The organism is Actinoplanes sp. TBRC 11911, from assembly GCF_012933445.1.
GTDB lineage: Bacteria > Actinomycetota > Actinomycetes > Mycobacteriales > Micromonosporaceae > Actinoplanes.
In genome coordinates this window covers 125,083-150,428 of sequence record NZ_JABBNC010000007.1, presented here as the reverse complement: position 1 = coordinate 150,428, position 25,346 = coordinate 125,083, and the positions used below count along the sequence as shown (strand labels likewise).

At 70.0% G+C, this 25,346-nt stretch carries 20 protein-coding genes; 11 read left to right on the top strand and 9 right to left on the bottom strand.

Annotation, left to right across the window (positions count from 1 at the left end; translation table 11 throughout):
- The first annotated feature begins 24 nt into the window (after positions 1-24).
- Complete coding sequence (locus tag HH310_RS13005; RefSeq protein ID WP_169175769.1) at positions 25-1,197, top strand: MFS transporter; 1,173 nt, start codon at positions 25-27, stop codon at positions 1,195-1,197.
- On the opposite strand, the gene HH310_RS13000 is transcribed toward HH310_RS13005, so the two are convergent.
- Complete coding sequence (locus HH310_RS13000) at positions 1,192-2,979, bottom strand: glycosyltransferase (RefSeq protein WP_169175768.1); 1,788 nt, start codon at positions 2,977-2,979, stop codon at positions 1,192-1,194. The genes HH310_RS13005 and HH310_RS13000 overlap by 6 nt on opposite strands.
- Before the next feature lie 189 nt (positions 2,980-3,168).
- On the opposite strand from HH310_RS13000, the gene HH310_RS12995 reads away from it, so the two are divergent.
- Together HH310_RS12995 and HH310_RS12990 are read left to right on the top strand one after the other, a co-directional pair.
- Positions 3,169-3,699 (top strand): SigE family RNA polymerase sigma factor, encoded by a 531-nt coding sequence (locus tag HH310_RS12995; protein WP_396027511.1) that lies wholly within the window; start codon positions 3,169-3,171, stop codon positions 3,697-3,699.
- 1 nt (position 3,700) lies between these two features.
- A complete protein-coding gene (locus HH310_RS12990; protein WP_169175767.1) occupies positions 3,701-4,708 on the top strand; it encodes a hypothetical protein in 1,008 nt (335 codons plus the stop codon).
- A 144-nt stretch (positions 4,709-4,852) separates the two neighbouring features.
- Here HH310_RS12990 and HH310_RS12985 read toward each other — a convergent pair whose 3' ends face one another.
- The 4 genes from HH310_RS12985 to HH310_RS12970 form a co-directional block, all read right to left on the bottom strand.
- Positions 4,853-5,581 (bottom strand): sulfite exporter TauE/SafE family protein, encoded by a 729-nt coding sequence (locus HH310_RS12985; RefSeq protein WP_169175766.1) that lies wholly within the window; start codon positions 5,579-5,581, stop codon positions 4,853-4,855.
- Positions 5,582-5,585: 4 nt separating this feature from the next.
- Positions 5,586-7,262, bottom strand: a complete 1,677-nt coding sequence (locus HH310_RS12980) for a fumarate hydratase (protein WP_169175765.1) — start codon at positions 7,260-7,262, stop codon at positions 5,586-5,588.
- An 85-nt stretch (positions 7,263-7,347) separates the two neighbouring features.
- Complete coding sequence (locus HH310_RS12975; RefSeq protein WP_169175764.1) at positions 7,348-8,643, bottom strand: PQQ-binding-like beta-propeller repeat protein; 1,296 nt, start codon at positions 8,641-8,643, stop codon at positions 7,348-7,350.
- Positions 8,644-8,704: 61 nt separating this feature from the next.
- Positions 8,705-9,187 (bottom strand): Lrp/AsnC family transcriptional regulator, encoded by a 483-nt coding sequence (locus HH310_RS12970; RefSeq protein WP_169175886.1) that lies wholly within the window; start codon positions 9,185-9,187, stop codon positions 8,705-8,707.
- A gap of 95 nt (positions 9,188-9,282) precedes the next feature.
- Here HH310_RS12970 and hppD point away from each other — a divergent pair, with 95 nt between their 5' ends.
- The 3 genes from hppD (at position 9,283) to hisC (ending at position 12,936) form a co-directional block, all read left to right on the top strand.
- The gene (gene hppD, locus HH310_RS12965; protein ID WP_169175763.1) at positions 9,283-10,437 is read left to right on the top strand and encodes a 4-hydroxyphenylpyruvate dioxygenase; all 1,155 of its coding nucleotides are present in this window, start codon (positions 9,283-9,285) and stop codon (positions 10,435-10,437) included.
- A 121-nt stretch (positions 10,438-10,558) separates the two neighbouring features.
- Positions 10,559-11,845, top strand: coding sequence for an RDD family protein (locus HH310_RS12960; RefSeq protein ID WP_169175762.1), 1,287 nt, complete (start codon positions 10,559-10,561; stop codon positions 11,843-11,845).
- A gap of 2 nt (positions 11,846-11,847) precedes the next feature.
- Positions 11,848-12,936 (top strand): histidinol-phosphate transaminase, encoded by a 1,089-nt coding sequence (gene hisC / locus HH310_RS12955; protein WP_169175761.1) that lies wholly within the window; start codon positions 11,848-11,850, stop codon positions 12,934-12,936.
- Between the two features lie 678 nt (positions 12,937-13,614).
- Here the strand turns inward: hisC and HH310_RS12950 are convergent.
- The gene (locus tag HH310_RS12950; protein WP_211192067.1) at positions 13,615-14,193 is read right to left on the bottom strand and encodes a hypothetical protein; all 579 of its coding nucleotides are present in this window, start codon (positions 14,191-14,193) and stop codon (positions 13,615-13,617) included.
- A 341-nt stretch (positions 14,194-14,534) separates the two neighbouring features.
- On the opposite strand from HH310_RS12950, the gene HH310_RS12945 reads away from it, so the two are divergent.
- From HH310_RS12945 to rlmB, 4 genes are read left to right on the top strand one after another with little or no spacing between them, the layout of a single operon-like run.
- Positions 14,535-17,372, top strand: a complete 2,838-nt coding sequence (locus HH310_RS12945; RefSeq protein ID WP_169175760.1) for an AfsR/SARP family transcriptional regulator — start codon at positions 14,535-14,537, stop codon at positions 17,370-17,372.
- Positions 17,369-18,766, top strand: a complete 1,398-nt coding sequence (locus tag HH310_RS12940) for a class II fumarate hydratase (protein WP_169175759.1) — start codon at positions 17,369-17,371, stop codon at positions 18,764-18,766. Before HH310_RS12945 ends, HH310_RS12940 begins: the two co-directional genes overlap by 4 nt.
- A 22-nt stretch (positions 18,767-18,788) precedes the next feature.
- Positions 18,789-20,204, top strand: coding sequence for a cysteine--tRNA ligase (gene cysS, locus HH310_RS12935; RefSeq protein ID WP_169175758.1), 1,416 nt, complete (start codon positions 18,789-18,791; stop codon positions 20,202-20,204).
- Positions 20,204-21,313 carry a 23S rRNA (guanosine(2251)-2'-O)-methyltransferase RlmB gene (gene rlmB, locus HH310_RS12930; protein WP_169175757.1) on the top strand — a complete coding sequence of 370 codons (1,110 nt, stop codon included), beginning with the start codon at positions 20,204-20,206 and terminating at the stop codon, positions 21,311-21,313. Before cysS ends, rlmB begins: the two co-directional genes overlap by 1 nt.
- Positions 21,314-22,035: 722 nt before the next feature.
- On the opposite strand, the gene HH310_RS12925 is transcribed toward rlmB, so the two are convergent.
- Positions 22,036-22,698 carry an alpha/beta hydrolase gene (locus HH310_RS12925; protein WP_169175756.1) on the bottom strand — a complete coding sequence of 221 codons (663 nt, stop codon included), beginning with the start codon at positions 22,696-22,698 and terminating at the stop codon, positions 22,036-22,038.
- 112 nt (positions 22,699-22,810) lie between these two features.
- Between HH310_RS12925 and HH310_RS12920 the strand changes: the two genes are divergently transcribed.
- A complete protein-coding gene (locus HH310_RS12920) occupies positions 22,811-23,437 on the top strand; it encodes a TetR/AcrR family transcriptional regulator (protein WP_169175755.1) in 627 nt (208 codons plus the stop codon).
- Between the two features lie 3 nt (positions 23,438-23,440).
- Here HH310_RS12920 and HH310_RS12915 read toward each other — a convergent pair whose 3' ends face one another.
- Both HH310_RS12915 and HH310_RS12910 read right to left on the bottom strand, forming a co-directional pair.
- Positions 23,441-23,905: an SRPBCC family protein gene (locus tag HH310_RS12915; protein WP_169175754.1), complete on the bottom strand. Its 465-nt coding sequence runs from the start codon at positions 23,903-23,905 to the stop codon at positions 23,441-23,443.
- A gap of 147 nt (positions 23,906-24,052) precedes the next feature.
- Positions 24,053-25,279, bottom strand: coding sequence for an NAD(P)/FAD-dependent oxidoreductase (locus HH310_RS12910; RefSeq protein ID WP_169175753.1), 1,227 nt, complete (start codon positions 25,277-25,279; stop codon positions 24,053-24,055).
- Positions 25,280-25,346: the final 67 nt, after the last annotated feature.

Below are 25,346 nucleotides of genomic sequence, written 5' to 3'. Positions count from 1 at the left end.
AGAGTTTATTATCCGAGGGTGGTCATGAATCGACGAGCCTTGACCGTCCTCGGCGCCTCCGCGTTCTGCTATGTCACCGCCGAGACGCTCCCGGTCGGTCTGCTGCCGCAGATCTCCGCGGGTCTCGCCGTCGACGAGGCCCACGTCGGCCTGCTCCTCACCAGTTATGCCGTTGTCGCCGGCGTGACCACGATCCCGCTGACCGCGCTCACCATGCGGGTGCCGCGGCATCTGCTGATCGCGATCGCCATGGCCATTTTCGCGGTCTCGCAGGTCGCGGCAAGTTTCGCGCCGACATTTCTCATCCTGGTCGCGGCCCGGCTGATCTGCGCGCTGGCGCACGGCGTGTTCTGGTCGGCGATCGGTCCGGTGACCGCCCGGCTGGCGCCTGCCGGTCAGGCCGGCAAGGCGACCGCACTGGTCTTCCTCGGCAACTCGTTGGCCATCGTGCTCGGGGTTCCCTTGGGTACGGCGCTGGGCCAATGGCTCGGCTGGCGCGCGGCCACCGGGGTGCTCGCGGTCGCCGGGGCGCTGTGCGTGCTGGCCCTGTTGCGCGTACTGCCGTCGCTGCCGCCGATCCAGGCTTCCCGGGTGCGTGCGGATCTACGCGCCGCTTTCCTGATCATGGGCAACCGCCGGGTGGTGCGGCTCAGCATGATCACCACGGTCGTCGTGATCGGGCACTTCGCCGCGTACACGTACATCGCCCCGCTGGTCCGCCGCGACGGTGGCCTGTCCGGCGTCGGGCTGAGCGCGCTGCTGCTCGGCTACGGCGCGGTCGGGCTGATCACCAACTATCTGGTCGGCGGCTTTGTGGATCGCCGGCCGGGACCGGTGCTGACCGGCCTGCTCGGGGTCATGACCGTCGCGGTGGTCCTGCTGGCGCCGCCGCTGGGCGTGGCACCGACGGTGATCGTGACGCTGCTGTGGGGTGCCGCGTTCACCGCCATTCCGGTGTGCCTGGCCGCCGGGATCCTGCGGGTGGCGCCGCCCGAGGAGCGGGACGCGGCGTCGGCCATCTACGTGGTGGCCTTCCAGATCGGGATCGGTGGCGGCGCCTTCATCGGCGAACGCTTCGTCAGCGCCGGGTGGCTCGGCGTGCTACCCCTGCTGGCGGCCGCGATGGCGCTGGTCTCGTGCGTGCTCGTGGCCCGCGCCCGGCAGGTCTTCCCGGACCGGATGACCTACGCCTCATGATGCGGCCCTGGTGATCAGGTCCTCCATGTGTCGGCGGGTCAGCTCCATCCGGATCTGGCGGTCGCTGCGCGGATCCGTCGTGGTCGGGACGATCGGCTCACCGATCACGATCACCATCGTGGGCTTGCGGCGGAAGGTCCGGCCCCAGCCCGCCGGTGGCGCGAACCGGATCGACAGCGGCACCACCGGCACCCGAGCCTGGGCGGCCAGGTGGAACGCCCCGCGTTTGAAGTCGCGCAGGCTCGTGTCGTACGGCTTCAATTCGCCCTCGGGGAAGAAATGCACCACCCGGCCCTTCGCCAGCAGCAGTTCCATCTCGGTGAAGAAGCGCGGCAGACCCGAGGCCGTCGACGGTACGGCGACCGCGCCCAGCAACCGCACCAGACCCCCGTACAGGCGGTTCTGCAGGTTCATCGGCGCCGACGTGACGACGACCCGGCGCGGGAACAGGGCGAGCGCGACCAGCGCACTGTCCAACGTGTGTACGTGGTTGCAGACCGTCAGCACGCCGCCGGTACGCGGGAACCGGTTGCCGCCCTCGCTGCGGACACCGAGAACCACCCGCGTGTAGAGGAAGAGCAGCGGCATCGCGATCACGTAGTAGAAGGCGGTCGCCAGCAGCCGGTAGACGAGACCGGCCCGCCCGGCCGTCGCCTCCGCGGCCTGGCCCGCCTGCGCATACACCCTCTCCATCGCCTTCACGCTCCGGTCGACCGTGTAGAGCTGCGCATAGCGAGCATAGGTCTCCGAGGCGCTTTCCAGGCCCGCCGGGTCCTCGATCCATTCGTCGATGCGGGCCGCGAGCGAGGCCGGGTCGCCGGCTTTGAAGAGGTTCCGGGGCTCGAGCGCGAACTGGCTGGTCGCGCTGCGCTTGCCGTCCGCGATGACCGGGACGAGCCCGCAGGAGAACGCCTCCATGCAGGACAGGCCCTCGATCTCGACGTCCGAGGCGTGCACGTAGAGGTCGCAGTCGCGGATGACGTCGATGAGCTCGTCCTGCGAGTAGTACCCGAAGCGGGCCGGCCTCGGCAGGCGCGACGCCATCCGCCGCAGGCGTTTCTCCGCCGGTCCGTGGCCGGCGAACCACACCTCGATGCGGTCCGCGTACTTGCTCCGGCGTACCGCCCGGATCAGCACGTCCTGCCGCTTCTCCGGGGCGAACCGGCCCACCATGAGTATCCGGAAGACGCCCTCGTGCGGCTTGCCCGGCCCGGGCCGGAAGCTGCCGTCAACGCCGTTTGAGATGACGTGCAGCCGCGCCCGGTATCCGTGGTGCCGCAACTGCGCCGCGATGAAGGCCGACGGGCAGTGAATGTCCGCGAACCGTCCGTAGAACAGCACCCGTAGCAGGAAGTACACGAACTGCGCGGCGGGCGGGAACCAGCCGAGCCCGATGTTGTAGGTGACGTTCTCCGGCTGGATGTGGAAGGCGCCCACGGCCGGCACGCCGAGCCGCCGCGCGGTCCGTTCCGCGGCGTGACCCAGCGGCCACGGCTGATAGATGTGTACGACGTCGGCGCCGGTGATCGCCGCGGTCAACGTCTCCGCCACCGGCTTGGCGAACAACGTGTGCTGGCGATGCGCGAACCGGCTGGCGATCGGCACCACGAGCTCCGGCACCGGGAAAATCTCCAGGCGATCGACGTCGTCGCCCTCGTCGGCGCATGCGACCACCCGTACGGTGTGCCCGCGCGCGATGAGCGTGCGGGCGAATCGCATCGCCGACACCGTGGTCCCGTTGTTGCTGACGTTGAACGTGTCGGTGACCAGCGTGATGATCATTGGCGCGCCGTAGCTCCCTCGTTCGAGGCCTCGTCTCCGAGTCTCCGAAAGATCAACACGCCGTCCAACACGTGTCGACGGGACAGTCTTCCCGAAGATCGCCTAGCTCACCGGCCCCTTGCGAAGGTCGTGGGGAAAAGATCCGGACTCGCGGGCAACTTCCGCGCCGGTATCCGGATCTTCCTTCACGTGACGACCGTGATGAAGCACCGACCGGCCGGGACGGCGAGCGGCGCGGAGCAGGACTTCCGGATTTTCGTCCAGGGAATCGCCGCATCGCTGCACCGCACGGCGTACCTGCTGTGCGGGGACTGGTACCTGGCCGACGACCTGGTCCAAGAGGCCTTGGCGAAGACGTACAGCCACTGGCGCAAGGTCCAGCGTGCCGACAGTCCGTCCGCGTACGTGCGTCGAATCCTGATCAACGAGTCACGCCGCGGCTGGCGCCGCAACAAGAACAACATGGTGCATTCCGGCGGCGAGCTCGCCGACGTCCCCGTATCGGACATGTCCGACGGAGTGGTGAACCGCGCCGAATTGCGCCAGGCGTTGCAGTCGCTTCCTGAACGACAGAAGGCAACCGTCGTTCTGCGGTATCTCGAGGGACTCAGCGAGCGGGAGACCGCCGCGGCCCTCGGGTGCAGCGAAGGCACGGTCAAGAGCCAGACGAGCAAGGCGTTGCAGAAGCTCAAGTCCGTCCTGAACCGAGGAGACAACTGACATGTCGTACGACAACGAGGACCGCCTGAGCGCGGCGCTTCAGGACATCGTCGGAGATCGGCCCTACACCCCCGATGTCGACCAGATCGAAAGCAGAGGACGCAAGATGAAGACACGTCGACTGGCGCTCGGCGCCGGCGGAGCCACCTTCGCTGTCGCCGCGCTCGCCGCGGTTGCGGTGGCGGCCACCGGAGGCGGCGCCCAGGCGCCGGCCGCGAACCTCGCCGCCCCGCAGCCCGCGACCAGCACCGCCGCCGACGCTCCGGTGGTCAAGCTGGTCGGTTACCTGTCCACCGCCCCGCAGCCCACCGGCGACGCGACGTTCATTCTGCGCGACCAGGTGTTCCCGGGCCAGAAGATCGACGTCTACGACCTGATCGGCGACGACGGCAAGCTGTACTTCGGCACGACCCGCGACGCCCTGGTGAAGGCCGTGGCGGGCGGCCACCAGGCGCCGGGATCGTCCAAGGAGCAGACCGCCTTCGACAAGAAGGGCGTCGACGCGGCGAAGCTCGCGGCCACCGGCGACCTGAACGAGGCCCGCAAGCTGATGGGCGGCGACCCCACCGACGGGAAGCTGCCGCCGCGTCCGCTGCTGTCGCCCGGCGCCAAGGAGTCGTTCTCCCCCGAGGACCTCGCCAAGATCGCCAAGAAGGACAAGGCGACCGGGCAGAAGACCGACGTCGACAACATCCCGAACTACACCGACAACGCGGTCTGGAACAACTCGACCGACGCGCTGAAGTACGGCGCCGGCGACCCGAAGGTCCGCGCCGGTGTGATCAAGCTGGTGACCCAGATCCCGTCGGTCAAGGTCGCCCCGGGCACCTACCAGGGCGCGTCGGTGCTCACCCTGACCGCCGGCCAGGGCGTCACCGTCGACGGCGAGGAGAGCCTGGTCATCAACGCCGACAACGGTCTGCCGATCAAGTTCACCGCGGACGGCGTGACGATCAACTACGGGGTGCAGCGAGTGACCGTGGCCGACGTGGCCAAGGGCAACTTCTGATCCCCACCGACTGACGTCAGGGCCGGTCCGTCACACCGGCCCTGGCGTCACCATTCGTCGGGGCTGGTCACGGACAAAGCAGGCGGATGTTCGGCGCGATTCGGGCGCGCCGACCATCCGCCTTTCCGTATTCGGCGGGCCAGCTCACGTCGTCAGCGCCGCCACCAGCGTGAAAGCTCCGACGGCCACGAGCGTGCCCGAGGCGATCCGGTGCAGATGCCGGCGTGGCAGGCGGTGGGCCAGCGCCGCCCCCGCCACCACCCCGACGGCGGCCAGCGCGCCGAGCGCGGCCGCCAGTCGATAGTGCACCAACGACGAGCTCGCATACCCGAGCGACGCGAACGCCACCAGCGGCAGCGAGATCAGCTGCCCGGCCGCCACCGTCAGCAGCGGCTCGACGCCCAGCGCCAGCAACCCCGGCACCAGCAGCACCGGCCCGCCCGTGCCGGTCAAGGCCGAGCCGAAGCCCACCACCGCGCCGATCGCCACGGCGGCCGGGGCGGGCAGGCCGCGCCGCCCCGAAGCCGGATGCGACACCAGGTTGAAGATGCCGGAACCGGCGGTCACCAGCGCCAGCACCAGATGCAGGACGATCGCCGGCGCGATGCCATTCACCAGCGCACCAGCGGCCGCCGCAGGGGCCGCCCCCACGGTCAGCCAGCCGGCGAACCGCCACGGCATCGCACCCCGGCGGGCGTACGCGATGGTCCCCACCAAGCCGGTGAACAGGAACGCGAAAGTGGACGTCCCGGCGGCCGCGTGCGGGTCCAGGCCGCCCAGCCAGATCAGCGCCGGCGGCAGCAGCACCCCGCCGATCCCGATCGCCCCGATCAGCACCCCGGTCGGGAGCGCCAGAACGAGGACGAAACCCACGACGTCAGGCCGGCTTGCTGCCGATCGACAGGAGCTTCGGGCGGGTCACCTCGGCGAAGAAGTCGTTGCCCTTGTCGTCGACCACGATGAACGCCGGGAAGTCCTCGACCTCGATCTTCCAGATGGCTTCCATGCCGAGTTCCGCGTACTCCAATACCTCGACATGCTTGATGCAGTCCTGGGCCAGCCGCGCGGCCGGGCCGCCGATCGACCCGAGGTAGAAGCCGCCGTGCTCGGCGCATGCCTGGGTGACCTGCGCGGACCGGTTCCCCTTGGCCAGCATGACCATCGAGCCGCCGGCCGCCTGGAAGCTCTCCACATAGGAGTCCATCCGGCCGGCCGTGGTCGGGCCGAACGAGCCCGACGCGTACCCCTCGGGGGTCTTCGCCGGTCCGGCGTAATACACCGCGTGGTCGCGCATGTACTGCGGCATCGGTTCGCCGGCCGCCAGCCGCTCGGCGATCTTCGCGTGGGCGATGTCGCGGGCCACCACCAGCGGGCCGGTCAGCGAGAGCCGGGTCTTCACCGGGTACTTCGACAGCTCGGCGCGGATCTCGGCCATCGGGCGGTTCAGGTCGACCTTGACGGCCTCGTCGCCCTCCAGCTCGGCCGGTGTGACGTCGGGCAGGAAGCGGGCCGGGTCGGTCTCCAGCCGCTCCAGCCAGACGCCGGACGGGGTGATCTTCGCGACGGCCTGGCGGTCGGCCGAGCAGGACACCGCGATCGCCACCGGGCAGGACGCGCCGTGCCGGGGGAGGCGGACGACGCGTACGTCATGGCAGAAATAGCGTCCGCCGAACTGCGCGCCGATGCCGAAGTCGCGGGTCAGCTCCAGGACCGCGGCCTCCAGCTCGACGTCGCGGAAGCCGTGCGCCGCCATGGTGCCGTGCCGGGGCAGATTGTCCAGGTATTTCGCGCTCGCCAGCTTGGCCGTCTTCAACGCGTACTCGCCGCTGGTGCCGCCGATCACCACGGCCAGGTGGTACGGCGGGCAGGCGGACGTGCCGATCAGCCGCAGCTTCTCGTCCAGGAACTCCATCATGCGCGCCGGGTTCAGCAGCGCCTTCGTTTCCTGGTACAGGTAGGACTTGTTGGCCGAGCCGCCGCCCTTGGCCATGAACAAGAATTTGTACGCGTCGGGCTGGCCGCCGGGGTCCTCCGCGTACAGCTCGATCTGGGCCGGCAGGTTGGACCCGGTGTTCCGCTCGTCCCACATGGTCAAGGGCGCGAGCTGCGAATACCTCAAATTCAGCCGGGTGTACGCCTGGAAGACGCCCTCGGCGATGGCCGGCTCGTCGAACCCGTCCGTCAGCACGTGCCGCCCGCGCTTGCCCATCACGATCGCGGTTCCCGTGTCCTGGCACATCGGGAGCACCCCGCCGGCCGCGATGTTCGCGTTGCGCAGCAGGTCCAGGGCCACGAACCGGTCGTTCGGCGAGGCCTTCGGGTCGTCGATGATCGACCGCAGCTGGGACAGGTGGGCCGGCCGCAGGTAATGCGCGATGTCGTGCATCGCCTCGGCGGTGAGCTGGGTCAGCACGGCCGGGTCGACGGTCAGGAACCGCCGGCCGCCGGGACCGTTCACCACGTCCACGCCCTCGTCCGTGACCAGTCGGTACTCGGTCTGGTCGTCGCCGAGGGGCAACAGCGGCGAGTACGAGAATGCGGCGCCTCTGCTCATGAGCGGCAAGCCTAGGACAGGCCCGGTTGGAACCGCGAACGTGTCCTGCCCTGCGCGGATACCAGTTCGGTCAAATTCAAAAGTCTCAGGCGAAGGGCAGGTACGCCATGTCCCGTCCCGCGACGACGATCATCCCGGCCGGACCGACGGCGAAAACCTTGGCTTCCGTACGCACGTCCGAAAGCACTTTGCCGTCGGAGCGTGACAGCGCCGCCACCCGGCCCGGCTTAAAAGTGACGATGATCACTGCGTTCGGGGTCAGTGCCGCCGAGGCCTTCGGTCCCACCTGCCGGGCCCACGACGTGCGGCCGCGGCTGAAGGCGTACCCGCGCAGCAGCGTCTTGTCGGCCGAGCGGATCACCGCGCTCTGATCGTCGACGGCCAGCACGTCCTCGCCCTTGGCGCCGTGCCACAGCACCCGCCCGTCGTGCCCGGCCAGCAGCTCCTGCCGGCCGACCGGGTCGACGCCGAGCACCACGTCCTCGCCGCCGGCCGGGTCGTGGTCCTGTTTGCAGTCCGACCCGTCGTCCGAGGTCCGCAGGTTCAGGCCGTCCCGCTGCCACACCGCGCCCGCGGCCGGTGGGTCGGTGGCGACCACGCTGTAGTAACAGGTGCCGTCCTGGGGCGTACCGGTGATGGTCAGCACCCGCCCGCCGGCCATCGCCACCCGCTGGTCCCGGCCCGGCTCGACGACCTGGGCGACCTTCCCGGTCGCGGTGTCGATGACCCGTATCTTGCCGTCGTCCGGCAGCCCGATCAGCCCCGGCATCGGCCGTGGCCCGGCGACCTGGTCATCCACGTTGGACGCGGTCAGCTGCCTGGTGTCCGGCAGGTCGGGGTTGGCGGCGTCCAGCACGAACCCGATGCCGCCGGTGTCCACCGTCCACTTCGGTGTGCTGCCGCGCGGATCCCACGCGGTGAGCTGGCATTCGTTGCCCTTGCCGCAGTGCAGGTCGAGGACCGCGTCCTGATACGTCCAGACCGCGGTCGCCGTCTTCTCGTCCCGCAGCACCACGCCGGTCCGCGGGTCGAGCACCTGGTAGCCCTTGGTCAGCAGGCGCCCGGTGACCACCACGGCCGAGGTGCCCTGGCCGGCGACCGCGGCCCAGTCCGCGTTGTTGTTCCAGAGCTTGAGTCCGGCGGTCAGGTCGTAGGCGTCGACCGAGGTGCGATATTCGACGATCACCGCGTCGCCCGCGACCGTCACGCTCTGCGGGCTGCCGCCGATCCGCTGCTGCCATCGCGCCGCATCGCCGGCGATCGGTTTGCTGGTGTTCACCCAGGACCACACGTTCGGCCACGGATTCCACACATGGGTCGTGGCGAGGACGACCAGAATAATGATGGCGACCAGCGCATACGTCTTCCACCGACCCGCCATGCGCGCCACGGTAGATCAGGTCAATCCCCCGGTCGAGGGATCTTGATTTGCCCGTGTCGGTCTACTTTGTACCAGATGCCGCGATTACCAGCGGCTGCGTCCGATAGGGAATGAGCTCGGCCAGCGCGATGATGGTCGATGCGCGGACGATGCCCTCGTAGCCGACGATCTGGTCGATCACCCGCTGCAGGTCCGCGTTCGAGCGGGCGACGATCCGGCACAGCACGTCGCCGCTGCCGGTGATCGTGTGCGCCTCCAGCACCTCGGGAATCTCCGCGAGGTGGTCGGCCACCGCGGTGTGCCCGTACCGCTGGCTGATCTCCAGCGTCACGAAGCTCATCACCCCGTAGCCGATCACGGCGGGCACGACCTCCGGCCCGAAGCTCTTGATCGCGCCGCGGGCGACGAGTTTGTCCAGCCGGGCCTGCACTGTGCCGCGCGCGACGCTCAAGCGCCGGGACATTTCCAGTACGCCGATACGGGGTTCCGTGGCGAGCATCCGCAGCAGCCGCGCGTCGAGGTCATCGAGCTGGACAGATTGCATAGTCACATAAGCAAGCTACCGTACGGATCGCACAGAGTGTTCAGCGTTTTTACCGACCGTTGCCCAGTGGTGTGACCCAGGTCAATCATCAGCCAATGACGCAGACGATGGACCAAGCCGCTAAGACCGCCGACGTCTTTCCCGTCACGGGCGTCGACCACCTTCGCTTCCTCGTGGGCAACGCCAAGCAGGCGGCCCACTACTACTCCACCGCGTTCGGGATGACCTGTGTCGCGTACCGGGGACCCGAGCAGGGCTATCGCGACCACGCCGAATACGTGCTGGTCAGCGGCTCGGCCCGGTTCGTGGTCACCGGCGCCGTGCACGCGGGTGCGTCCGGCTCGGAGCACGTCGCCAAGCACAGCGACGGGATTTCCGACATCGCGCTCGGCGTCCCGGACGTGGACGCGGCGTACCAGCACGCGGTCGAGGCCGGCGCGCGTGGCGTGGCCGAGCCGCACGACCTCACCGACGAGCACGGCACGGTCCGGATCGCGGTCATCGCGACCTACGGCGACACGGTCCACTCGCTGGTGGATCGCTCTCGTTACGACGGACCGTTCCTGCCCGGTTTCGTCACCCGTGCCCCGATCGTCGACCGGCAGCCCGCCATCGAGGCGGGGCTCGACCCGAAGCGTTACTTCCAGGCCGTCGACCACGTGGTCGGCAACGTCGAGCTCGGCAAGATGGACGAGTGGGTGGAGTTCTACCGCCGGGTCATGGGCTTCACCAACATGGCCGAGTTCGTCGGCGACGACATCGCCACCGACTACTCCGCGCTGATGTCCAAGGTCGTCGCGGACGGCACCCGCAAGGTCAAGTTCCCGCTGAACGAGCCGGCCGTCTCGCAGCGCAAGTCGCAGATCGACGAGTACCTCGAGTTCTACGGCGGGCCGGGCGCCCAGCACGTCGCGGTCGCCACCAACGACATCATCGCCAGCGTCGACGCGATGCGCCGGGCCGGCGTCGAGTTCCTGGACACCCCGGACAGCTACTACGACGATCCTTCGCTGCGCGCCCGGATCGGTGAGGTGCGCGCGCCGATCGAGGAACTCAAGAAGCGCAAGATCCTGGTGGACCGTGACGAGGACGGCTACCTGTTGCAGATCTTCACGAAGCCGGTGCAGGACCGGCCCACGGTCTTCTTCGAGCTGATCGAGCGGCACGGCTCCCTCGGCTTCGGCAAGGGCAACTTCAAGGCCCTCTTCGAAGCCATCGAACGGGAGCAGGAGCTGCGCGGGAACTTGTGACATTTGTTAACGTGGCGTATCGACCTCCGTACCGGCGATGACCCGGCTGCCTTCGGGGCCCGCCTGCACGGCGGCCCCCGCGACAGAAGGTGGCCGGGACCGCCCTGGCTATGGTTTGCTCATGAGTTCGCTGCCCGCCGGCTGGTACAAAGACCCGGCCGACACCTCCACCCAGCGCTACTGGGACGGTGAAGGCTGGATCGGAGCGGCCATCCCGGCCGACGCGGTCCCGCCCGACGGCCCGCCACCCGTCCAGGAGGAACCGCCGCCACCCGCGGAAGCCGCCCAGCAGCCTTCGTGGATGCCGCCGCAGCAGCCCACGTCGCCGCCGCCGCCGGGATGGGGTCCGCAGCAGCCGCCTCCGCCCGGATGGCAGCCGCCGCCACACCTTCAGCAGCCGGGGCAGCCGCCCTATCCCGGCTACCCGGCGCCGCCGCCCGGCTATCCGCAGCCGGGTGGACAGACGCCGGGATCGTCGGCGCCTGGCGGGCAACCGCCCGGCTATCCGCAGCCGGGTGGCCCGACGCCCGGGTCGCCGGCCTCCGGCGGGCAACCGGCCGCTTATCCGCAGCCGGGCCAGCAAGGCCCGGGCGGGTCGCCGCAGCCCGGCGCGCAGATGCCGCCCGGATGGCAGCAGCCGCCGCCGGGGTGGCCGCAGCCGCAGGGCCAGCAACAGCCGGGATGGCAGCAGCCGCAGGGGTGGCAGCAACCTCCGCCCGGGTGGCAGCCGCCGCCCGGATGGGAACGCATGCCGCCCGCCATGCGCGCGGCCGCCTACCCGTTCATGGTTCAGGCGCGCCCGCACGGCTACGCCCTAGCCGGCCTCGGCCCGCGCCTGATGGCCCGGCTCATCGACATCGCGATCGTGCTGCTGCTCAACGTCGTGGTCAACGGCTGGTTCGTGTACCAGTGGGCGCAGGAGTTCCTGCCGATCTACCGCGCCGCGATGGACTCCATGGAGGCCGGCGGCAGCGCGTTCGCCGACGTGCCCCGCAGCGGCCGGATGGACGGCCTGACCTGGGCGATCCTGATCATCGCGACGTTGCTGTGGCTGCTCTACGAAGCGCCGGCGACCGGCTCCCGGGGCCAGACCCTGGGCAAACGCATCATGCGCATCAAGGTGGTCGCGCTGGAGAACACCGAGCCGCTCGGCTTCGGCCGCGCCTTCGGTCGTTGGGCCCGCCTCGGCCTCTGGACGCCCGCCTGGTACTGCCTCATCGGTTTCGTCATCCAGTTCATCGACTCGCTCTCGCCGGTCTTCGACCAGCAACTCCGTCAGGCATTCCACGACAAGACGGCTCGCACCGTGGTCGTTGCCCTGCCACCGCCGGGCACGCCCGAACCTGTCGACGCGAGCGTCGGCAGCGGCTCCTCGGAACACTCACCGCCAGGTTCCCCGGAAGGATGATCATGACTCGGCTGACCCGCCCCGATCTGGACGGCTTACCCGCCTACGTGCCCGGAAGGAACCTCGCGGATCTAGCGCGCGAGCTGGGCATCACCGAGGCGATAAAGCTGGCGAGCAACGAGGTCCCGTACGGCCCGTTGCCCGGCGTCCCCGAGGCAGCAGCCGAGGCCATGCTCCATTCGCACCGCTATCCGGACATGGCGGTCGCCGAACTCCGTGACACGCTGGCGAAGCGCTTCGGCGTGGACGCCCAGCGGGTGGTCACCGGGTGCGGGTCGGTCGCCCTCACCGAGCTGCTGATCAAGGCCACGTGCCTGCCCGGCGACGAGGTGATCTACGCGTGGCGCTCGTTCGAGGCGTACCCGATCGTCGCGGCCGGGGCGGCGACGACCAGCGTGCGGATCCCGAACACGGCGGCACACGGCCACGACCTTCCGGCGATGGCCGCCGCGATCACCGACCGCACCCGCGTGATCTTCGTGTGCAACCCCAACAACCCGACCGGTACGGCGTTACGCACGGGCGAGATCGCCAGGTTCCTCGCCGCGGTGCCCTCCGATGTGCTGGTGGTGCTCGATGAGGCGTACCGGGAACTCGTGACGGATCCGGACGTGCCGGACGGCCTCGAGGCGTACGGGGATCGCCAGAATGTGGCAGTGCTGCGCACCATGTCGAAAGCGTGGGGGCTGGCCGGGCTGCGCATGGGTTATCTGGTCGCGCATCCCGAGGTGGCGACGGCCGTGCGCAAGGTGCTGACGCCGTTCTCCACGAGCACCGTGGCGCAGGCGGCGGCGCTGGCGGCGTTGCGGCAGGCGGACGAGATGGCCCGCCGATGTGCGCTGGTCACCGTCGAGCGCGACCGGGTCACCGAGGCGCTGCGCAATCTCGAGGTCGACGTGCCGGACAGTCAGGCCAACTTCGTCTGGCTGCCGCTGGGTGACGGTGCGTTGCCGTTCGCCGCGTACTGCGAGCGGCAGGGCGTGATCGTCCGGCCCTTCCCCGGCGACGGCGTGCGCGTCTCGATCGGGACGTCCGCCGAGAACGATCTCTTCCTGGCGGCCGCGGAGGCGGCGCTGAAACAGATCGCGTAGGTCCAGCTAGTAATCGTGGCGGTAGGCGGTGAGTGATCCGGTCACGGTGTGGTGCGGTGGTGCGGTGGTGCCAGAGCTGAGGTGCTGTGGCGATCCGTTCGCGGGCTGAGCGGTCCCGCTATGTGGACACCGCGGTTACATCGTGGATTTTTGTGAACCTTGGAGAGTTGTGCCCACATACGAGCCATAACTTTCCAAGGTTCACATTCGGCCGGAGAAAGCTGCCGGGCGAAAGCCTCACTATGTGACAAAAGTGCGCTCTATGGTGGACGTTGGTCCCACATTGTGGACGGTGGGTCCACGATACGGGCGCGGGTCTCAGCAGGCGGTCACCCGTCTCACAAAATGGAAGCGCCGCACGGCCGCGCGCCGAGCCCTCCCGTTTTCGCCGGGGTGCTGACCGACCGGACCTACGTGGCCGTAACAGCGGCCCAGCCGATCCAACGTCGACGACGACGTGCAGCGCGCCGCCGTGCTCTCGCTGCACGGCTTCGTCAAATTTCAGGAAATGTCGGATATGCGAAAGGGCCGGCGGGGCTGGCGGACTGACAGCTATCAGATCGCTGATTCGCCTACGGCCGCTGACTCGCGTGTGGCCGCTGACTCGCCTGCGATCACTGACTCGCCTGCGGCCACTGACTCGCCTGCGGCCGCTGGCTCGGCTTAGGACTTACTCGGCTAGGACGATGCCGAGGGCGACGGCGCCACGGACGGTGGCGCCACGGACGACGGCGGTGTCGGTGACGACGACGGCGGGCCGCAGAAACCGGACACCGGGGTCAGCCACGTGTTGAGCTGGGACTCGATCGTGTTGTTGAAGTCCTTCAGGGTTTTGACCTTGGCGAAGTATTTGTGGTCCTTCGCGCTGGCCTCCAGCTTGGTCGCCGAGCTCGCGCCCGCCTGCTGCAACTCGGGGTCCTGAGCCGTCGCCGTCGCCTTGCGGATCTTCGTGGCGATCGCCGTCAGCTGGGCGGCGGCGCTGTCCTCGGCCTTCTTCGCGTCGGCGGCCTGCTTCGCCTCCTTGTACGTGATCATCTTGCCCACCGCGGCGCCCAGGGTGCGGACCTCGTCGGAGTAGATCGACTGGAACTCCGCGCAGACCAGCGCGGTATCGGCCGCGTAGTCCGGGGTGGGTGAGGTGGTCGGCGCCGCGGGGGCCGGTGCGGGGGCAGCCGCGGACCTGTCGTTGTGGTCGCAGGCGGACGCGCCGGCCAGCAGCGCACCGCCCGCGATCGCGGCGAGGAGGGCGCGTCGCATGGGGAAATCCTGTTCGTCGGGGGTCTCGTCGGGGTGCAAACCCAGCCGACGTTACGTTCCGGATCGGCGGTCGTCCAACCGTCGGTGATCAACGGAGTACGAACAGCCCGCCCGATTGCCGATCGGGCGGGCTGCTGCGTCCCCCATTTCCGGATTTAGCGTGCCCCACCGCGCTGGGGCGATGTGTATGAGACATCCACGGTGGGGCGACGCCTGTTCAGGCTGGCATGGACCACTATCGTTCGGCTGTCGATCCGCTCTCACGCCTCCGATAGGCTTCATGACCCAAAGTGAGTGCTCCGGGGGTCGGCATGCGGTACCGCATTCTTGGAACACTGTCCGTGACCGTCGATGGGCGTTCCGTCGGCGTCGCGGCCGGTCGTGATCGCGCGGTGCTGGCCATGCTTCTGCTGCACGCGGGGCGCACCGTCGGCGTGGCCGAGATGATCGAGGCGGTCTGGTACGACGACCCGCCGCCGACCGCGCGTGGCCAGCTCCAGACGTGCGTCTCGCGGCTGCGACGAGCGCTGCCGGCCGGGACCATCGAGACCGATCCGGCCGGCTATCGGATCCGCCCGCAACCCGACGATGTGGACGCTCTGGTCTTCGAGCGACTGGTCGCGGCCGCGCGCGACAAGAACGATCCGGCGCTGTTCCGGCAGGCACTCGACCTGTGGCGCGGCCCGGCTCTCGCCGAGATCGAGTCGCCGCCGGTCCGGCGCGCGGCCGCCGCGCTCGACGAGCGGCGGCTGGCCGCGATCGAGGACCGGGCCGGGATCGAGCTGGCTCGCGACCGCGCACCCCGCGAGCTGATCGGCGAACTGTCCACTCTGGTCGCCGAGTTCCCGTTGCGCGAGCGGCTGCGCGGCCTGCTGATGACCGCCCTGTTCCGCCAGGGGCGGCAGGCCGACGCGCTGGCCGAGTTCCGGCGGGCCCGCGCGGTGCTGCGCGACGAGCTCGGCATCGACCCGGGCCGCGAGCTGACCGAGCTGCACGCGCGGATCTTGAACGGAGACCTGCCGGAGCCCCGTACCGGCGTGGTCCGTTGCCTGCCGCGTACGGTCAGCGACTTCAGCGGCCGGTCGGCGGTGGTGGACCGGCTGGTCCGGGCGGTGGCCGCGAGCGATCCGGGGGCGCCGGCGATCGCGGTGATCGACGGCATGGCGGGCAGTGGCAAGACCACGCTGGCGCTGCACCTGGCGGCCCTGCTGAGCGAGCGGTACCCGGACGCGCATCTGTTCCTCGACCTGCAGGGGCACAGCTCCGAGCAGCCGCTGGAGCCGGCCGCGGCGCTGCTGATCCTGCTGCGTCAGCTCGGCATCGCGGCCGAGAAGATCCCGGCGGCGTACGTCGAGCGGGTCGCTCTGTGGCGCACCGAGATGTCCGGGCGCCGGCTGCTGGTGCTGTTCGACAACGCGGCGGCCAGCGGGCAGATCGCCGACCTGCTGCCCACCTCGCCGGGCAGCCTGGCCCTGGTGACCAGCCGTCGCCGCCTGACCGGGCTGGACGGAGTGCATCCCGAGTCGCTGGACGTGCTCGACCCGGACGAGGCCGTCGACCTGCTGGCCCGGATCGCCGGCGACCGGGTGCGCGCGGAACCGGAAAAGGCGGCCGAGGTGGCGCACCGCTGCGGCGGGTTGCCGCTGGCCATCCGGCTGGCCGGGGCCCGGCTCGCGCACCGGCCGAGCTGGCGGGTGTCCGACCTGGCCCGCCGGCTGGCCGAGTCGGCGCTGCCCGAGCTGGTCGCCGAGGATCGGACGGTGGCGAACGCCTTCGCCCTGTCGTACCGGCAGCTGGGGGATCCGGCCCGGCGGCTGTTCCGGCTGCTCGGCCTGCATCCGGGCACCGATTTCGACGTGCTCGGCGTGGCCGCGCTCGCGGGGCTGTCCGCCCACGACGCCGAGGCGGTGCTCGACGGCCTGGTCGACGTCCATCTGGTCGACGAGCCGACGTCCGGGATCTACCGCATGCACGATCTGCTGCGCGAGTTCGCCTCTACGCTGGCCGCGACGATCGGCGCCGGCGACCGCGCGGAGGCGCTGCGGCACCTGCTGGACCACGAGATGCACGCGGCCGCCGCGACGGTGCCGCCGGCCCTGCAGCCACATCTGATGGACGATCTGCGGGTGGGCGCGCCGCTGCGGCCCGACCTGCTGGACAAGCTCGACGACCCGGCGGCACGGCTGGAACGCGAACGCACGAACCTGATGGCGTACCTGGAAGTGGCGGTTACGGCAGACCTTCCCGAGTACGCCTGGCGGATCGCTCGCGCCGCGTGGCGGCACCTCTGGTACGGCGGCGACCTCGACGACGTGGACGCGCAGGGCCGTCGGGCGCTGCAGGTGACCGAGTCGATCGGCAACCGGACGGCAACCGCGATCATGCTGAACTACGCCGCGTCGGCCTCCGCCCGGCATGGCGCGGTCGACGAGGCGATCACCTTCCTGCGCCGCGCCATCGGCCTGCGGCAGGAGCTGGGCGAGACCGCCGGGGCGACGATCTCGATGGGCAACCTCGCGGTGATGTACGAGGTCTCGGGCCGCTGGACCGAGGCGATCGAGCTGGCCGCCGGCATGAGCCAGGGCCGGACCCACCCGAAGGACCTGCAGCGGGACACGAACCGGCTGAACGTCCTGGGCCTGTCCTGCTTCCGGCTCGGCCGGTACGCCGAGGCGCTGCGATATCACCGCCTGCGGCTTCTCGTGGTGCTCGACATCCGCGATCCACGTCTGATCGGGGACGCTCTGCAGAGCATCGTCGCGACCAAGTACCGCGGCGGCGTGATCGGCTTCGAGACCGCGTACCGGCAGATGAGCGTGGCTCTGCGGCTTCTCAATCGCAGCGGTTACGCCTCCGCCGAGGTGGACGGCCGCGCCGAGCTGGCCGGCATGCTGCGCGATCAGGGCCGGTTCGCCGACGCCATCGCCGAGCTCCGGCGTGCGTTGACCCAGGCCGAATGGCAGGGCGAGCGCATCCAGCAGTCCCAGTTGCGATGCGCCCTGGCCACCACGACGCAGCTCGCCGGCGACGTCGCGGGCGCCCGGGAGCTCTACGAAAGCTCGCTCGCCATCGCGACCGAGCTGCGCGTTCCCTATCTGATCGCGGACGCGCGGCGCGGGCTGGAATCTTTAGGGCCGGTGCTGCGGCGGATCGGCGGCGGAGAGACGATGGTCGCGTGACGACAGAGCAGAGTGGCTTCCGGGTCGAGCGGGACACGATGGGTGAGGTCCGGGTGCCGGCCGACGCCCTGTGGCGGGCGCAGACGCAGCGGGCGGTGGAGAACTTCCCGATCTCGGGGCGCGGCATCGAGTCCGCGCAGATCCGGGCGCTGGCCCAGATCAAGGGCGCCGCCGCGCAGGTGAACGCCGATCTCGGCGTCCTGGCGGAGGATCTCGCGAAGGCGGTGGCGACGGCCGCCGCGCACGTCGCCGAGGGCGGGTACGACGACCAGTTCCCGATCGACGTGTTCCAGACCGGCTCGGGCACCTCGTCGAACATGAACGCGAACGAGGTGATCGCGACGCTGGCCGCGCGCGAGCTCGGCCGTCCGGTGCACCCGAACGACGACGTCAACGCGTCGCAGTCGAGCAACGACGTGTTCCCGTCGTCGATCCACCTGGCCGCCACCGAAGCCGTGGCCAACGATCTCGTGCCAGCCCTCGAGCACCTGACCGCCGCGCTGCGCGAGAAGGCGGCGGCCTGGGCGGATGTCGTCAAGAGCGGCCGGACGCATCTCATGGACGCCACGCCGGTCACGCTTGGTCAGGAGTTCTCCGGGTACGCGCAGCAGGTGTCCAACGGCGTGGAGCGGCTGACCGCGACGCTGCCCAGGCTGGCCGAGCTTCCGCTGGGCGGCACCGCGGTCGGCACCGGGGTGAACACGCCGCCCGGGTTCGCGGCCGCGGTGATCGGACGCCTGGCCGAGGCCACCGGGCTGCCGTTGACCGAGGCGCGTAACCACTTCGAGGCGCAGGGCGCGCGGGACGCGCTGGTCGAGGCGTCCGGCCAGCTCCGGGTGATCGCGGTCGGCCTCTACAAGATCGTGAACGACATCCGGTGGATGGGCTCGGGGCCACGCGCCGGCCTGCGTGAGCTGCGGCTGCCCGATCTGCAGCCGGGCTCGTCGATCATGCCGGGCAAGGTGAACCCGGTGGTGCCCGAGGCGGTCCGCCAGGTGTGCGCCCAGGTGATCGGCAACGATGCGACGGTCGCGTTCGCGGGCACCCAGGGCGACTTCGAGCTCAACGTGATGCTGCCGGTGATGGCCCGCAACCTGCTGGAATCGATCCGGCTGCTGGCCAACGCGTCGCGCCTGCTCGCCGACCGGTGCATCGCCGGAATCGAACCGAATGCCGAGGTCGCACGGGCGTACGCGGAAGGATCGCCGTCGATCGTCACCCCGCTGAACCGGGTTCTCGGCTACGACGAGGCCGCGGCCATCGCCAAGCAGGCCCTCGCTTCCGGCCGCAGCATCCGCGAGGTGGTCGTCGAGCGCGGGCACCTGGAGTCGGGCAAGCTCACCGAGGAGCAGTTGGACGCGACGCTGGACGTGCTCCGCATGACCCGCCCCTGACCGATGTCGGTACTCTTGTCCGGTGACTCTGCGCTTGTACGACACCGCGACCCGATCCGTCCGGGACTTCGTCCCGCTGACGCCCGGTCAGGTCGGGATCTACCAGTGTGGTCTCACCGTGCAGTCACCGCCACACATCGGGCATCTCCGGTCCGCGGTCAACTACGACATTCTGCGTCGCTGGCTGATGCACACCAGCTACGAGGTCACTCTTGTGCGCAACGTCACCGACGTGGACGACAAGATCCTCGACAAGTCCAACGCGCAGGGGCGGCCGTTCTGGGCGATCGCGTACGAGAACCGGCTCAAGCTCGAGGCGGCGTACCGCGCGCTGAACGTGCTGCCGCCGACGTACGAGCCGCTGGCCACCGCGCACATCCCGGAGATGCACGAGCTGATCACCGAGCTGATCGAGCGCAACCGGGCGTACCCGGCGGCCGGCGGCACCGGCGACGTCTACTTCTCCGTCCCGTCGTACCCCGAGTACGGGTCGCTCTCCGGCCAGGACCCGGAGGACATGCGCCCGCCGACCGACGGCGGCGAGCCGGACAAGCGCGACTATCGTGACTTCGCCCTGTGGAAGGGGCACAAGCCCGACGAGCCGGAGGCCGCGTCCTGGCCGTCGCCGTGGGGCCGTGGCCGTCCCGGCTGGCACATCGAGTGCTCCGCGATGGCCCGGCGTTACCTGGGTGCCGAGTTCGACATCCACGGCGGCGGGCTCGACCTGACCTTCCCGCACCACGAGAACGAGCAGGCGCAGTCCCGCTCGGCCGGGCTGCCGTTCGCCCGGTACTGGGTGCACAACGCGCTGCTCAACCTGGGCGACTCCAAGATGAGCAAGTCGCTGGGCAACGTGATCGACCTGGGCGTGGTGCAGGAGATGGGCATCCGGCCGGTCGAGCTGCGCTACTACATGGGTACGCCGTACTACCGCTCCACGATCGACTACTCGGACGACGCGTTGCGGGAAGCCGCCGTGGCGTACCGGCGGATCGAGGGTTTTGTGCAGCGTGCGGTCGAGGTGGTCGGTACCGGCCGGCCCAAGGACGTGCCGCCGGCCTTCGCCGCCGCGATGAACGACGACCTCAACACGTCGGCCGCGCTCGCCGTCGTGCACGAGACGATCCGCGAGGGCAACACCGCGCTGGCGGCCGGCGACGAGCCGGGGATCCGGGGCGCGCTCACCGAGGTGCGGGCGATGCTCGGCGTGCTCGGCCTCGACCCGCTCGACCCGGCCTGGCGCGGTAAGGACGAGAAGGGCGACCTCAAGCCGGTCGTCGACGCGCTGGTCAAGCTCGCGCTCGACCAGCGGGCCCAGGCTCGTGGGCGCAAGGACTGGTCGGCCGCGGACGCGGTCCGTGACCAGCTCAAGAACGCGGGAATTCAGGTGGAGGACACTCCGGCCGGGCCTCGCTGGACCGTAGGGGAGCAGCACTGATGCCGGGCAATTCGCGCAATGCGAGCAAGCGTGTGACGTCCAAGAAGGGCGCGTCGATGGGGTCCGGCGGTAAGAACCGCAGCGGGCTCAAGGGCCGGGGCAAGACCCTGCCCGCCGACGAGCGGCCGTGGCACAAGGGCTACTCGGGCACCGAGAGACTGCCCGACAAGACCGCGCGCAAGCAGGACAAGGAACGCCGGGCGGCGGCCGCCGAGGGCCGTGCGCCCAAGGTCGGCGTGCCCGGGACGAAGGACACCACGTGGGGCCGTGGCGGCACCGGTCGCCCGGCGCCGCAACGCGGCAAGGTGACCGGCCGCGGCGGCCCACGGGTCGCCCCCGGCCGCCGGTCCAACCCCACCAAGGAGGGGCCGGAGCTGCTGCTCGGCCGTAACCCGGTGGTCGAGGCGTTGCGGGCCGCGGTGCCGGCGACCGCGCTGTACCTGGCGCAGGGCATCGACATCGACGACCGGATCGCCGAGATCGTCCGTACCGCCGGCGACCGCGGCATGCCGATCCTCGAGATCAGCCGCAACGAGCTGGACCGGATGACCGGCGGCGTGCTGCACCAGGGCGTGGGCCTGCAGGTGCCGCCGTTCGCGTACGAGGACTTCGACGACCTGGTGGCCGCGGCCCTGGAGCAGACGTCGCCGCTGCTGGTGGCCCTGGACGGCATCACCGACCCGCGCAACGTGGGCGCGGTGATCCGGTCGGTGGCCGCGTTCGGCGGGCACGGCGTCTTCCTGACCCAGCGCCGCGCGGCCGGGATCACCGCGACCGCGTGGCGCACGAGTGCCGGGGCGGCGGCCCGCGTGCCGGTCTCCCAGGTGGTCAACCTGACCCGGGCGATCAAGCAGGCGCAGCAGGCCGGCTTCACCGCGATCGGGCTGGACGCCGACGGCGAGACCGACCTCTACCAGTTGGAGGCCGCGGTCGGGCCGCTGCTGGTGGTGGTGGGCTCCGAGGGGCGGGGTCTGTCCCGGCTCGTCGGCGAGACGTGTGACCTGCGGGTGCGCATCCCGATGGCGTCCGACGTCGAGTCCTTGAACGCGAGCGTCGCGGCCGCCGTGACGCTGGCCGAGGTCGCCCGCCGACGCGCCGCCGAGAGCTAGCCGGATAGGTCGTTTTCGGCTCGGCTGTGCTGGGGGGCGGTCTGGGGCCGGTTCGGCTGTGCTGGGGGGCGTCTGGGGCCGGTTCGGCTGTGCTGGGGGGCGTCTGGGGCCGGTTCGGCTGTGCTGATGGGCGCCCTGGGGCATGTTCGGCTGTGGAGATCGTCGTGGTCGCGCGGAGATCTGCTCGCGAGCTAGCGGTCCCGCTATGTGGACATCGCGACCACATCATGGACTTTTGCGAACCTTGGAGAGTTGCGCCCATATATGAGCCCTAACTCTCCAAGGTTCACATCCGGCCGGAAAAGCGTGCCGGGCAAAAGCCGCATTTCCTGACAAAAAGCGACTCCACAATGGACGAAGGTCCCATATCGCGGACTGCGGGTCCAGAACGTGGTCGCCGGTCTCAGTAAGCGGTCACCCGTCCCATGTATTGGAAGCGCCGCGCGCGATCCGCGGACTCCAGCCACGCGATCTGCCGGACTCGCGCGATCCGCCGGACTCTAGCCACGCGATCCGCTGGACTCGACTCGCGCGATCCGCCGGACTCCGGCCGCGCGATCCGCTGGACTCGACTCGCGCCACCTGCCCGACCTCACCCGCCTGACCCGGCGGCCGAGGCAATCGAAATATCGGATATATGGGTTGATGGTTGGTGGGCGTGACCGCAGCGCCGGGCGATCTGGGACTAGGTTTCTGATCGCCTACAGCGGTGGACTCGCTTGCTAGTTCTCGCTGGCGATCTTGTCGAGGAGGACGGCCAGGTCGGTGGGGCTGGACAGCATCGGGGAGTGGCTGGTCGGCAGGTGGTAGGTGGCGCCCGTGCGGGTTGCCATCCGCTCCTGGAACTCCGCCGGCAGCGAGTGGTCGTCGTCGGTGATGATGTAGCTGGTCGGGACGGTTCGCCACGCCGCGCGGGTGGTGCGGTCCACGAACGGCTGCAGCCGCTGGTCGACCATCAAGCTGACGGCCCGCTCGCGCATCTCCTCCGGCAGGTCGTGGTAGAGCTGCTCGCGCGGGTCGCGCGGGATGTGGAACAGCCCTTCGCTGGAGTCCGGTTCGGGTGCGCCGTGCAGCGACACCATCGACTCGTTCGCGTCGGGCACATAGGCAGTCAGGTAGACGAGGTGCTGGACGTTCTCCACCGCCTCGCTCGCCGGGATGCCTCCGTACGAGTGCGCGACGACCACGATCGGGCCGCTGAGCTTGTTGATGGTCGCGCGGATGGCCGCCGCGTCCTCCTGGAGGCCGCCGCGCGGGTCGGTTCCGTTCGTGGCCAGCTTGACGGCGATGCTGGCGTAGCCGAGGGCGTCCAGCTCGCCACGGAGCAGATCCCATGAGGACGGAAGATGCCAGGCTCCCGGAATGAGTACGAAAGTGGGCCGCACGTTAGTCTCCCCAGCTCGGACGTTATGTCGGACATGGTGTCCGAAGAAGTGTAGCTCGCCTCGGACAGTGCGTCGGACGGCGTGTCCACTTCCTACGGCGTAGGATCGCCGGATGGCTTCCGTCACTCGTCGGCCGTCCACCGGCATCGACCGCCGCGCCGCCGTCGAGGAGAAGATCGTCGAGGCGGCCGAGCGCCTCCTGCGGAACGGCGAAAGCTTCACGGAGCTCGGCGTGCAGCGGCTCGCGGCCGAGGCGGGGATCGCCCGCTCGACGTTCTATCTGCACTTCCGGGACAAGTCGGAGCTGTTGCTACGGCTCGTCAAGTCGCTCGTCGACCCGCTCTTCGACCTTCTCGTCGACGTGTCCCATCCCTCGAAGGGGCTGGACGGGATGGTCCAGGGCATGATCCTCGACGTGCGTTACTACCGGGAGCGCCGGCATCTGCTCGCCGCCGTGGTCGAGGTGGCCGCCTACGACCCGGTGATCCGCGCGTTCTGGGACGGCCAGCTGCAGCGCTTCATCGATCGCGCCGAGGAGTGGCTGCGCGCGGAGAAGGCAGCCGGGAACGCGCCCGCCGACATCGACCCGGCGACCGCGGCCCGGGTGATGGTCTGGGGCGGTTTCCAAGCGCTGGCCAATCAGGTGCTGACCGGGCCGCCGGAGCAGGACGAGGTGGTGGCGCGGGAGATCGCGAAGCTGGAGTGGTACGGCGCGTTCCGCCGCCCGGCGGACGCGTGATACTCAGCTCTCGGCGGCCCGGGTGCCCGCGAGGAAGACCGGAAGGCCCCGCTCACCGCGATTCATCAGCAGGGCGTGGTTCCACCGGAACACCGGCCGCGCGATCGGTGCCAGAATCCGCAGCAGGAGCTTGGCGGCGATCACGTCCTCCTCGAAGATCGCCTGGCAACCGCCGTCGGTCGCCGTGATCGTCCACCGGGAGAAACCCTCCAGGTCGCCGCGCAGGTCGGCCTGCAGCACACCGGCCTGCTCGTCCTGCCAGCTCGTGATCGTGCGGAACACCAGCGAGAACGGCAGCACCGATCGGACCTCGGTGTCGAATGTGGTCGCGTCCACCCGGCGGACCCGGCGCATCCCGGGCCACCAGGTGGGGTAGGTCTCCAGATCGGCCAGCACCGGGAAGACCTCGTCGGGCCGGAACGACAACCGCCAGACCGTCCTGAAGTGATAGTGGTTCAGGTTCGCCATGGGTCGTCCGTCCTGTATCGGCTTTCTCACCGGCTCAACGGGCGCGGCCACGTCCTGGTTCACGGACCTCGGCAGACGTCGACCCGGAAACCGCCGCCGAGGTCATCGACCGGGGCGGTTTCCGGGCGAACGCGAGCCGGCGGCCGATCAGTTCTTCGGGGCGTACCGGCGGCCGGACACCGGGGCCTCCCAGTCGATCACGTAACGCTGCTCGGGGCCGGCCACCTTCTCCGGGTTCATGGCGATCCGGGTCAGCAGCGGCATCAGGATCGGCATCAACGCCTTCGCGATCGGGCCCGGGGCCTTGGCCTGGTTGATCCGCGCCGCCCGGGCCGCCACCTTCTCCACCCGGCCACGGCGGAGCTGCTCGAAGGCCGCGAACGCCGACGGGATGTCCGGAAGATCGCGCAGGCAGCGGGCGATCTGCACGGCGCTCTCGATCGCCAGCGAGGCGCCCTGGCCGGAACTGTTGGACGGCGCGTGGGCCGAGTCGCCGACCAGCACCATGCGGCCGCGGTGCCAGTGCTCGACCGGCGGCATGATGTGCATCGAGCCGACCACCTGAAGCTCGTCGGCGCTACTGGCGAGCAGCAGCTCCCGGGCCGGGTGGTCATCGGCGTACCGGGCAAGAAGGGTTTTCATCCACTCGGTTGACGGCACCGCCCGCGCCTCGGCGAGGCTGATCGGGCGGTCCTGCGGCAGGTTGATGCCCCACCGCGTACCGCCGCCGGGGTTCGGCATGTAGAGGTAGAAGCCGCCGTTGCCGAAGGTGAACGTCATCGTGCCCGGCTCGACACCGACGTCGTGCCGCGCGACCGCTTCGAAGCCCAGCAGGCCGGTGAAGTTCGGGCCGGCCGCCTTCGGGTCGATCAGGGTGCGCACGGTCGAGCGGACGCCGTCGGCTCCGATCAGGACGTCGGCGGTCGCGGTGCTGCCGTCGGCGAACCTCGCGGTGATGCCGTCCGGGGTCTCCTCGGCGTCGACCAGGCGCTTGCCGTACTCGAACTGGACGCCGCCGGCGACGGCCAGATCGTGCAGCGTGCGGTGCAGATCGTTGCGGTGGACCAGGCGCAGCGGCGGGACGTCGGCGAGGCCGGGGAGCTCGAAGCGCTTGCGGCCGACCGACATCACACTGCGCGTCACCGGGCTGGAGATCGCGATGACCGCCTCGTCGGCGCCGACCACCCGCAGGGCGGCGATGCCGTTCGGGGCGATGGCGAGCGTGCCGCCGATGCCGCCGGTGGTGCTCGGGTAGGCCTCGTAGACGGTGGCCTCGATGCCGGCCTTGCGTAACGCCAAACCGGCCACCGGGCCCGCGACGCCGCCGCCGATGATGATCGCTGTCTTGGTCTCTGCTGTGTTGGTTTCGAACATGCTCTTCTCCCCTGTGATGACGTGTCTGCTGACCTGGGAAGAAGCGCGGCTACCCTAGTGAGTGCAG

Excerpts from the sequence above, each read along its gene's own strand:
- HH310_RS13005 (WP_169175769.1), top strand. The coding sequence starts at position 25 with ATGAATCGACGAGCCTTGACCGTCCTCGGCGCCTCCGCGTTCTGCTAT.
- HH310_RS13000 (WP_169175768.1), bottom strand. The coding sequence starts at position 2,979 with ATGATCATCACGCTGGTCACCGACACGTTCAACGTCAGCAACAACGGG.
- HH310_RS12990 (WP_169175767.1), top strand. The coding sequence starts at position 3,701 with ATGTCGTACGACAACGAGGACCGCCTGAGCGCGGCGCTTCAGGACATC.
- HH310_RS12980 (WP_169175765.1), bottom strand. The coding sequence starts at position 7,262 with ATGAGCAGAGGCGCCGCATTCTCGTACTCGCCGCTGTTGCCCCTCGGC.
- HH310_RS12975 (WP_169175764.1), bottom strand. The coding sequence starts at position 8,643 with ATGGCGGGTCGGTGGAAGACGTATGCGCTGGTCGCCATCATTATTCTG.
- HH310_RS12970 (WP_169175886.1), bottom strand. The coding sequence starts at position 9,187 with ATGCAATCTGTCCAGCTCGATGACCTCGACGCGCGGCTGCTGCGGATG.
- hppD (WP_169175763.1), top strand. The coding sequence starts at position 9,283 with ATGACGCAGACGATGGACCAAGCCGCTAAGACCGCCGACGTCTTTCCC.
- HH310_RS12960 (WP_169175762.1), top strand. The coding sequence starts at position 10,559 with ATGAGTTCGCTGCCCGCCGGCTGGTACAAAGACCCGGCCGACACCTCC.
- hisC (WP_169175761.1), top strand. The coding sequence starts at position 11,848 with ATGACTCGGCTGACCCGCCCCGATCTGGACGGCTTACCCGCCTACGTG.
- HH310_RS12950 (WP_211192067.1), bottom strand. The coding sequence starts at position 14,193 with ATGCGACGCGCCCTCCTCGCCGCGATCGCGGGCGGTGCGCTGCTGGCC.
- rlmB (WP_169175757.1), top strand. The coding sequence starts at position 20,204 with ATGCCGGGCAATTCGCGCAATGCGAGCAAGCGTGTGACGTCCAAGAAG.
- HH310_RS12920 (WP_169175755.1), top strand. The coding sequence starts at position 22,811 with ATGGCTTCCGTCACTCGTCGGCCGTCCACCGGCATCGACCGCCGCGCC.
- HH310_RS12915 (WP_169175754.1), bottom strand. The coding sequence starts at position 23,905 with ATGGCGAACCTGAACCACTATCACTTCAGGACGGTCTGGCGGTTGTCG.
- HH310_RS12910 (WP_169175753.1), bottom strand. The coding sequence starts at position 25,279 with ATGTTCGAAACCAACACAGCAGAGACCAAGACAGCGATCATCATCGGC.